This is a genomic window from Streptococcus lactarius (assembly GCF_016642265.1).
Taxonomy (GTDB): Bacteria; Bacillota; Bacilli; order Lactobacillales; family Streptococcaceae; genus Streptococcus; species Streptococcus lactarius.
This window is the reverse complement of the sequence record NZ_MRXX01000010.1, coordinates 1-9,716: the sequence shown is the minus strand read 5'-3', so window position 1 is coordinate 9,716 and position 9,716 is coordinate 1. Positions and strand designations below refer to the sequence as shown.

The following is a 9,716-nucleotide window of genomic DNA, read 5'->3' as shown; positions in this document are numbered from 1 at the left end:
TTTGTCCCAGCCTCTTTTATTCAATTGATTTTAGAAATTTATCGAGTTCTTTTTGGTTCCTTAATTCGTAGAATTTCTGAGGAAAGGTTTGACGGATTCTCTTATATCTTGCTAGTGCTGTCTGGCGCCGTCCCTTCCAGAGAACCCAGCTGATAAATTCCCAGTCAAACTTTTCGGGACAACCTGGAGCCATGCTTTCTCTAGTTTTATGACGGTATTTTAGATAACGTTTGAAAGCTCGATATAGACAGTTCCATCGAGAAAAATTAAGAAAGATGATCTGGTCTGCTTGCTCCATTCTTTCCTCATAACAGCACCATGAATAATTGCCATCAATGACCCAGTCTTTATGTTGGCTAAGAAACTGTTTCATCTGTCCCTCCATCCAATCCCGGTCACTGTCTATCCATCCCGGTTGAAATTGAAGGGTATCCATATGAAGCTTGGGGATGGAGTAGTGGCGAGATAAGGCTCCAGCCAAGGTGGATTTGCCTGCTCCAGAATAGCCGATAATAACGATTTTCATGAGGCTCTCCTTAAAATTTTGGCACAAAAAAAGCTCCGTAGAGCTCATTTTGTATGCAATTCTTGATTAGCCAAGTTTTGCTGCAAGACGTGCTTTATCACGACCAGCTTTGTTCTTGTGGATCAAACCTTTAGTTTCTGCTTTATCGATAGCTGAGCTAGCAGCGCGGTAAAGTTCTTCAGATGGGTTTTCTTCAAAAGCTTTGATTGCAGTACGCATAGCTGATTTTTGAGCTGAGTTTTTTTCGTTTTGTTTAACGTTCAATTCAGCGCGTTTAATAGCTGATTTAATGTTTGCCAAGTTATTCACCTCCATTGATAATCTAACTATCTCATTATATATGAAAAGTTAAGATTTGACAAGCCTAAAATGGCTTTTCCTTAAAAAAGTGGCTCTGAAACAGGAATTAGTTAGCGTTTTAGATAGATTTCATCGATTTCATGGTTAGTGGCTTTATGGAGGATCAGATCGACCCGGTTTCTGGTTGGTTGGATGTAATGCTGCAGATTGACCAGATTAATGGATTCCCAGACCTGGTGCGCCATCTCTAGGACTTCTTCGAGAGGTTGCTTTGTAAAGTGATAATAGTAGTTTTTGGGATCATTATGGGCCAGTTTGAGGAGCTTTTGGAAGCGATCAATATACCAAGACTCGATATCCTCCACCGCAGCATCCACATAGATGGAAAAATCAAAGAAATCTGTCATGTAGAGATTGTCATTTTGCGGATTTTGAAAGACATTGATCCCTTCGACGATGACAAAATCAGCAGGTAAAATCGTCTGTTTCTCATCTGGGACAATATCATAAATCTCGTGGGAGTAGACGGGAATCTCAACACTCTTATTATTCTTAATTTGGTTGAGAAAATGAAGAAGCAACTCCATATCATAACTTTCAGGAAAGCCCTTGCGGTTGAGGAGATCTTGCTCCTTTAGGGTCTGGTTCGGATAGAGAAAGCCATCTGTTGTGACCAATTCGACGCTTGAGCCTGCAAAGGTCCGTGACAGAAGAATCTGTAGCAAACGACTGGTGGTTGATTTCCCAACAGCGACACTGCCTGAAACGCCAATAATGAAAGGTTGGCCTTCACTTGGCTTTTGAAGGAAAATTCCCTTTGAAAAGGCCAGGTCTTCTTTGGAGCGCTTGTAAATCCCGATTAAGTTGGTTAGAGGAAGGTAGACATCGCGTACATCCTGTAGGTTAATTCGGTCGTTAAAACTCTTAATGGAATTGAGCTCGGTTTGCGAGAGAGGTGGGGTGGTTTTGCGGTGTAATTGCTGCCAGGTTGCTCTGCTGATTTTTTCAAAATGTAGGAATTCTTTGTCCATATGTCCCTCCTATGCAGTCTTTAGTATACCAATTTTTGGAAGTCATGTAAACGATTTAAAAATGATTTTATTTATGATAAAATGACTTTATGAGTAAAATGTATTTCGATGTGAACCCAGATGCAGCTCATGACATTCATGATCTTGCAGTTGTTTTACTGGGACAAAAGATGAATTTCTATACGGACGCAGGTGTCTTTAGTAAAAAAATGATTGACTTTGGGAGCCAAGTTCTTTTGTCGACCCTTGATTTTTCAAAGGGAGAAAGCGTCCTTGATGTTGGATGTGGCTATGGTCCGATTGGCCTGTCTCTTTCGAAGGCGCAGGGAGTTGCTGTGACGATGGTAGATGTGAACGAGCGAGCACTGGAACTAGCTCAAAAAAATGCGGCTCGCAATCAAGTGGAAGCGCAAATCTTTTCGTCTAACGTCTATGAAGCAGTGGAAGGGGTCTTTGACCATGTGATTAGTAATCCTCCCATTCGTGCAGGTAAAAAGGTGGTTCATCAGGTGATCACAGGCAGTGTTGACCATTTGAAACCAGGTGGGGATTTGACCATTGTCATTCAGAAAAAACAAGGAGCTCCAAGTGCCAAAGCCAAGATGGAAGAAACTTTCGGCAATTGTGAGATCGTAAAAAAAGACAAGGGTTACTATATTTTAAGAAGTGAGAAAGAATTATGCGCGCAGTAGATATCATTCAGAAGAAACGGGATGGCCTTGCCTTAAGTCAAAAAGAAATTGAATGGCTGATTGAAGGGTACGTGTCTGGAAGTGTTCCTGACTACCAGATGGCTGCCTTTGCTATGGCGGTCTATTTTAAAGGGATGACGACAGAAGAAATCTCTCATTTGACCATGAAGATGGTGGAAACAGGCCAACAGTTTGATCTATCTGCTATTCCGGGAATCAAGGTGGACAAGCACTCAACGGGAGGTGTCGGAGACAAGGTAACCTTGGTCTTGGTGCCTTTGGTTGCAAGTTTTGGGGTGCCTGTCGCCAAGATGAGTGGGCGTGGCCTGGGCCACACTGGCGGAACCATTGACAAATTGGAATCCATCAAAGGCTTCCAGATTGAGCGGAGCCAAGAAGAATTTATCCAACAGGTACAAGAAATCGACCTTTCTGTTATTGGCCAATCGGACCAACTGGTAAAGGCTGATAAACTCTTGTATGCTCTTCGTGACGTTACCGCAACGGTAGATACCATTCCCTTGATTGCAAGTTCTGTTATGAGTAAGAAAATTGCGGCAGGAGCAGATGCGATTCTCCTAGATGTGACGGTGGGCGAAGGAGCCTTCATGAAAAATATCGAAGATGCTCGTCGCTTGGCTCGAACCATGGTAGATCTTGGAAATGCAGTTGGTCGTAAGACCGTTGCAGTTATTACCGATATGAGCCAGCCTTTGGGAACCAGTATTGGCAACCGTTTAGAGATTTTGGAAGCCCTTGACATTCTCAAAGGTCAGGGTAGAGAAGACGTGACAAGCTTCATCTGTGAATTAGCTCAAATCATGTTGCAATTGGCCCATGTGGACCAGTCGATTGAAGCCATTCACGAACATTTAACCAATGGACTTGCTTTGAAAAAATTTGAAGAAATGGTCGAGGCACAAGGCGGAAACTTAGAAGATCTGTATCGCCCAGTCAAAGTAGATCAAGTGCTAGAAGTGACAGCAGATCAAGACGGAGTTATTGCTGCTCTGCCTGCGATGGACTTTGGCTTGTTTGCCATGAGACTTGGTGCAGGGCGGGCTGTCAAGTCGGATCCACTGGATTATGAAACTGGAATTGTCTTTGATAAAAAGGTAGGAGAGCCTGTCAGAAAAGGCGAACGAATCGCTCGGATCTACATGAATGAAAAAAATTCACAAGAATGCGTTACAGATTTCAAAAAAAATGTTAAAATATTAGATAAGGCTGAAAACGTTAAAGAAATTATTGAGATAATATCTTAAACAACTCAGGAGATTGTATGAAGTTAAATAAATATATTGATCACACTCTTTTAAAACCAGATGCACAACAAGATCAAATCGAAAAACTGATTGAAGAAGCGAAGTCTTATGAGTTTGCTAGCGTCTGTGTCAATCCTACATGGGTCAATTTTGCAGCAGAGGGCTTGCGAGATTCAGACGTTAAAGTATGTACGGTAATTGGTTTTCCTTTGGGAGCGACTACCCCATTTGTCAAAGCCTTTGAAACAAAGAATGCGATTCAAAACGGGGCCGATGAGATTGATATGGTCATCAACATCGGCGCCTTAAAGTCTAAGAATTTAGCACTAGTTGAGGACGATATCCAAGCAGTTGTTGAAGCAAGTGGTGACAAGTTGGTCAAAGTCATCATTGAGACTTGCCTCTTAACAGATGACGAAAAGATTGCTGCTTGTCAGATCGCCAAGTCAGCTGGGGCTGATTTTGTCAAAACCTCAACTGGATTTTCAACAGGTGGAGCAACAGTGGCAGATGTAGCCTTGATGCGCCAAACTGTTGGACCAGATATGGGTGTCAAAGCTTCTGGTGGAGCTCGTTCTTACGAAGATGCTCTGGCCTTTATCGAAGCGGGGGCGACTCGCATCGGTACCTCATCAGGTGTAGCGATCATGGAAGGACAATTAGCGCATGGCGACTACTGAGCTGATTGATTTGGCAGTAGAAGTGAGCCAGCAGGCTTATGTGCCCTATTCTCATTTCCCGGTTAGTGCAGTCCTTGTGACCAAGGATGACCAGATCTATACGGGTGTGAATATTGAAAATGCAAGTTTTGGGTTAACCAATTGTGGAGAGCGCACGGCGATCTTTAAGGCAGTTTCTGAAGGGGCTCGCTCCTTTAAAGAATTAATTGTTTATGGACAGACAGAAAAGCCGATCTCCCCTTGTGGTGCCTGTCGCCAAGTTATGGCTGAGTTTTTTGAGCCAGATCTTCCGGTGACCTTAGTTTCTAAAGATAAATCGACGGTCGTGATGACGGTCAAGGAATTACTTCCATATTCCTTTACAGACCTTAGCTAGTAGGGCCTGTGAGGCGGTCTTTTGACCCTTTCAATACTTCGCAACAATGTTGCACAATAATTTAGGAGGTTCAGTAATGAACAAGAAACAATGGCTAGGCCTTGGTCTAGTAGCTGTCGCTGCTATCGGACTTGCAGCATGTGGAAACCGTGCTTCTAAGAAAGGTAGCGCAAACTCAGATGCTAAAACAGATTTGAAAGCTGCTATCGTAACCGATACTGGTGGTGTGGATGATAAATCATTCAACCAATCTGCTTGGGAAGGTTTGCAAGCTTGGGGGAAAGCAAACGGACTTTCAAAAGGGAATGGATTTGATTACTTCCAATCACAAGACGAGTCTCAATATGCGACAAACCTTGATGAAGCTGTTTCTAATGACTACAAATTGATCTTTGGTGTTGGTTTTGCCTTGAGCGACTCTGTTAAAAAAGCTGCAAAAGACAACGAAGATGTGAACTACGTCATCATCGATGACCGTATTGAAGGACAAAAGAACGTAGCATCTGCTGTCTATGCTGATAACGAATCTGGTTACCTTGCAGGTGTCGCAGCTGCGAAAACAACTAAAACAAAACATGTTGGTTTCGTAGGTGGTATGGAAAGTGAAGTTATCACACGTTTCCGCGCTGGATTTGAAGCTGGTGTTAAATCTGTTGACCCTTCTATCAAAGTTCAAGTAGACTACGCTGGTTCATTCGGTGACTCTGCTAAAGGTAAAACAATTGCTGCTGCTCAATATGCTGCAGGTGCGGACGTTATCTACCAAGTAGCTGGTGGTACTGGTGCTGGTGTCTTCTCTGAAGCAAAAGACTTGAACGAAAAGAAAAATGAAGATGAAAAAGTTTGGGTTCTTGGTGTAGACCGTGACCAAAAAGCTGAAGGTGAATACACTTCTAAAGATGGTAAAAAATCTAACTTCGTATTGGCTTCAAGCTTGAAGAAAGTCGGAGAATCTGTTAAAGACTTGGCTAAGAAAACTGCCGATGGTAAATTCCCTGGTGGTAAAGTGATTACTTATAGCTTGAAAGATGGTGGTGTTGATTTGACAACGGACAACCTTTCTGCAGATGCTAAAAAAGCTGTCGAAGATGCCAAAGCTAAAATCCTTGACGGTTCACTTAAAGTTCCTGAAAAATAATGTTTGATTGGATCGGCCCGACCTTCAAGGGCCGTTTCTTTTAAATTGAGACATTTTTGTCTCAATAAAATCTGTCAGTTCCACTAACAGGTTTTATTGAAATAAAAATTCTTTGAAAGGAAACACACCACATGACACAACAATATGTCATTGAAATGCGTGAAATTACCAAAAAATTTGGTGAATTTGTAGCAAATGATAAGATTAATCTTCAATTGCGCAGAGGCGAAATTCATGCACTTCTTGGAGAAAATGGTGCAGGGAAATCTACCTTGATGAATATGCTGGCTGGTTTGTTGGAACCAACGAGTGGAGACATCTTGGTGAATGGGGAACCTGTTACCCTTGACTCACCTTCAAAAGCTGCCTCTTTAGGGATCGGAATGGTGCACCAACATTTTATGTTGGTAGAAGCCTTTACGGTTGCTGAAAATATCATCCTTGGTTCTGAAACCACCAAGCATGGTGTATTGGATCTTAAGCAAGCCAGTGAGGATATTTTGGCCTTGTCAAAAAAATATGGTTTGGCGGTGGATCCAAATGCGAAAGTTGAGGACATTTCAGTTGGTGCGCAGCAGCGTGTGGAAATTCTAAAAACCCTCTATCGTGGAGCTGACATCTTGATCTTTGATGAACCGACAGCGGTATTGACCCCAGCGGAAATCGAAGAATTGATGACGATCATGAAAAACTTAGCGAATGAAGGAAAGTCTATCATCCTGATTACGCACAAGTTGGATGAAATTCGTGCGGTTTCGGATCGTGTTACAGTTATTCGTCGTGGTAAATCCATTGAAACAGTTGATATAGCGGGTGCTACTAACCAAGACCTGGCTGAAATGATGGTCGGTCGTTCTGTTTCCTTCAAAACGGAGAAAGGTCCTTCTCAGCCAAAAGAAGTCGTCTTGTCGATTGAAAACTTAGTTGTGAATGAAAACCGTGGGATTCCAGCTGTGAAGAATCTATCCTTGGAACTGCGTGCTGGTGAAGTTGTTGGGATCGCAGGGATTGATGGCAATGGTCAGTCTGAGCTGATCCAAGCCATTACAGGTCTTCGAAAGGTTAAATCTGGTTCGATCAAGATTAAAGGCAAGGAAGTTGTGGGACTTCGTCCCCGTCAAATCACTGAGATGAAGGTTGGGCACGTTCCTGAGGACCGTCATCGGGATGGTTTGGTCCTTGATATGATGATCTCTGAAAATATTGCCCTTCAAACTTACTACAAAGAACCTCTTAGCAAGAATGGGATTCTCAACTATCCAAAGATTACTTCATACGCTAAGAAATTGATGGAAGAATTTGACGTTCGTGCAGCCAGCGAAGTGGTACCAGCTAAGGCACTTTCTGGAGGGAACCAACAAAAGGCCATTATTGCCCGTGAAATTGATCGTGACCCAGATCTTTTGATTGTCAGCCAACCAACTCGTGGGTTGGACGTTGGGGCGATTGAATACATCCATAAACGGTTGATTCAAGAGCGGGATAATGGAAAAGCTGTCCTCGTTGTTAGCTTTGAATTGGATGAAATTTTGAATGTTTCTGACCGTATTGCGGTGATTCATGATGGGAAGATCCAAGGGATCGTGACCCCTGAAACAACCAATAAACAAGAACTTGGAATCCTTATGGCAGGTGGAGAAGTGAAGGAGGAAGCATCAAATGAATAAGAATCTAAAGCAAATTGCGGTTCCATTGGTGTCCGTCCTCTTAGGATTGGTTTTAGGAGCCATTATCATGTGGGCCTTCAGCTATGATGCCCTTTGGGGATACGAATTGCTGTTCAAGAAAGCCTTTGGTTCGATTAAGAGTTGGGGAAATATTTCCCGCGCCATGGGACCACTGATTTTAGTTGCTCTTGGTTTTTCAGTAGCCAGCCGGGCCGGCTTCTTTAACGTCGGACTTCCTGGTCAGGCTTTTGCTGGATGGATCATGGCGACTTGGTTTGCCCTTTCCTTCCCAAATATGCCTCGCTTACTGATGATTCCGATGACCGTTTTGATTGCGGCTATCGCAGGTGGATTTATTGGAGCGATTCCTGGTTTCCTTCGTGCCTATCTCGGAACCAGTGAGGTCATCATCACCATTATGATGAACTACATTGTTCTCTATGGAGGGAATGCCTTGATTCATAGCTTCCCAGCTTCCTTGATGAAAAACAAGGACTCAACCGTTGATGTGGGAGCCAACGCTGTCTACCAGACGGAGTGGTTGCGTAATTTGACAGACAAATCACAAATGAACATCGGGATCTTCTTTGCCATCATCGCAGTGGTGGTCATCTGGTTCTTGATGAAGAAAACAACACTCGGTTTTGAAATTCGTGCCGTTGGTCTCAATTCCAATGCGGCTGAATATGCTGGTATGTCAGCAAAACGGACTATCATCCTTTCTATGATTATTTCTGGTGCACTTGCTGGTATTGGTGGGGTTGTAGAAGGTCTTGGTATTTACTCAAATGTATACGTTCAAGCCAGCTCAATGAGTGTTGGATTTAACGGAATGGCCGTTGCCCTTCTTGCCATAAATTCGCCAATTGGTATTCCATTTGCTGCCTTCTTGTTTGGAGCGCTTCAAATTGGGGGAGTTGGTATGAAGCCAGCTGCCATCCCTGAAGAAGTCGTTCAAATTGTTACAGCATCCATTATCTTCTTTGTATGTGCCCACTACATTATCGAAAAGATGCTGTCCATACGTTCAGCTAAAAAAGGAGGAGCAAACTAATGAGTATTGTAACGATTTTAAGTATTCTTGTTTCCTCTATGATTGTGTATGCAGCACCGCTGATCTTCACAAGTATCGGAGGGGCTTACTCAGAACATGCTGGGGTTGTTAACGTTGGTCTTGAAGGGATCATGGTGATGGGAGCCTTTGCGGGAATTCTCTTCAATTTGAATTTCACCTCTACATTTGGAAAATTCACGCCATGGGCATCCTTGCTAGTCGCAGCTATCATTGGGATTCTCTTCTCTTTGATTCATGCGGTGGCTACGGTTCACTTCCGGGCGGACCACATTGTCTCTGGGACAGTCTTGAACTTGATGGCAACACCATTAGCTGTCTTTCTTGTCAAAGCCATCTATAACAAGGGGCAAACAGATAATATTCAATTTGGATTTGGGAAAACATCGATCCCAGTTTTATCAAATATTCCTGTTATCGGCGATATCTTCTTCAAGGGGACTAGCCTGATTGGATGGGTTGCCATTCTCTTCTCATTTGTTGCATGGTTTATCATGTTCCAAACCAAATTTGGTTTGCGCTTGCGTTCTGTAGGGGAACACCCACAAGCAGCAGATACTTTGGGAATCAATGTCTACAAGATGCGCTATTTCGGTGTCATGATTTCAGGTGCCCTTGCAGGGATCGGCGGAGCCATTTATGCGCAGTCAGTTTCAGTCAACTTTGCTGCCACGACCATTGTTGGACCTGGATTCATCGCCCTTGCCGCTATGATTTTCGGGAAATGGAACCCAATCGGTGCCATGCTGGCCAGTCTCTTCTTTGGAGCTTCTCAAAGTTTGGCCGTTATCGGGAACCAATTGCCATTACTTAAAGGGATCCCATCTATTTACTTGCAAATTGCACCTTACGTCTTGACCATGGTTGTCTTAGCTGCCTTCTTTGGACAAGCCGTTGCGCCAAAAGCAGATGGTGTCAACTATATTAAATCTAAATAATACGAAGAGAGAGGTTGGGACAAAAGTCCTA

General features: G+C 43.3%; 11 protein-coding genes. 8 read left to right on the top strand and 3 right to left on the bottom strand.

The annotated features are described in order from the left end of the window. Positions 1–16 precede the first annotated feature (16 nt). From BTU61_RS07685 to coaA, 3 genes are all read right to left on the bottom strand, one after another. Entirely contained in the window at positions 17–526 is a 510-nt protein-coding gene (locus BTU61_RS07685) for a DNA topology modulation protein (RefSeq protein ID WP_200773039.1), read from the bottom strand. A 66-nt stretch (positions 527–592) separates the two neighbouring features. After that, a complete protein-coding gene (gene rpsT, locus BTU61_RS07680) occupies positions 593–841 on the bottom strand; it encodes a 30S ribosomal protein S20 (protein ID WP_187540669.1) in 249 nt (82 codons plus the stop codon). Positions 842–936: 95 nt separating this feature from the next. Continuing rightward, the gene (gene coaA, locus BTU61_RS07675; protein ID WP_200773038.1) at positions 937–1,857 is read right to left on the bottom strand and encodes a type I pantothenate kinase; all 921 of its coding nucleotides are present in this window, start codon (positions 1,855–1,857) and stop codon (positions 937–939) included. Positions 1,858–1,946: 89 nt separating this feature from the next. Between coaA and BTU61_RS07670 the strand changes: the two genes are divergently transcribed. From BTU61_RS07670 to BTU61_RS07635, 8 genes are all read left to right on the top strand, one after another. After that, complete coding sequence (locus BTU61_RS07670) at positions 1,947–2,549, top strand: class I SAM-dependent methyltransferase (protein WP_200773037.1); 603 nt, start codon at positions 1,947–1,949, stop codon at positions 2,547–2,549. Next, positions 2,537–3,814, top strand: a complete 1,278-nt coding sequence (locus BTU61_RS07665; protein ID WP_200773036.1) for a pyrimidine-nucleoside phosphorylase — start codon at positions 2,537–2,539, stop codon at positions 3,812–3,814. The genes BTU61_RS07670 and BTU61_RS07665 overlap by 13 nt, the downstream gene beginning before the upstream one ends. A 17-nt stretch (positions 3,815–3,831) precedes the next feature. After that, positions 3,832–4,494: a deoxyribose-phosphate aldolase gene (gene deoC, locus BTU61_RS07660; protein WP_200773035.1), complete on the top strand. Its 663-nt coding sequence runs from the start codon at positions 3,832–3,834 to the stop codon at positions 4,492–4,494. Continuing rightward, positions 4,481–4,870, top strand: coding sequence for a cytidine deaminase (locus tag BTU61_RS07655; protein ID WP_200773034.1), 390 nt, complete (start codon positions 4,481–4,483; stop codon positions 4,868–4,870). The genes deoC and BTU61_RS07655 overlap by 14 nt, the downstream gene beginning before the upstream one ends. Before the next feature lie 76 nt (positions 4,871–4,946). After that, positions 4,947–6,008, top strand: a complete 1,062-nt coding sequence (locus BTU61_RS07650) for a BMP family lipoprotein (protein ID WP_200773033.1) — start codon at positions 4,947–4,949, stop codon at positions 6,006–6,008. Between the two features lie 131 nt (positions 6,009–6,139). Next, complete coding sequence (locus BTU61_RS07645; RefSeq protein WP_200773032.1) at positions 6,140–7,675, top strand: ABC transporter ATP-binding protein; 1,536 nt, start codon at positions 6,140–6,142, stop codon at positions 7,673–7,675. Further along, on the top strand, positions 7,668–8,729 hold the full coding sequence (locus BTU61_RS07640; protein WP_200773031.1) for an ABC transporter permease: 1,062 nt from the start codon (positions 7,668–7,670) through the stop codon (positions 8,727–8,729). The genes BTU61_RS07645 and BTU61_RS07640 overlap by 8 nt, the downstream gene beginning before the upstream one ends. Further along, positions 8,729–9,685, top strand: a complete 957-nt coding sequence (locus BTU61_RS07635; protein WP_200773030.1) for an ABC transporter permease — start codon at positions 8,729–8,731, stop codon at positions 9,683–9,685. Before BTU61_RS07640 ends, BTU61_RS07635 begins: the two co-directional genes overlap by 1 nt. Positions 9,686–9,716 lie beyond the last annotated feature (31 nt).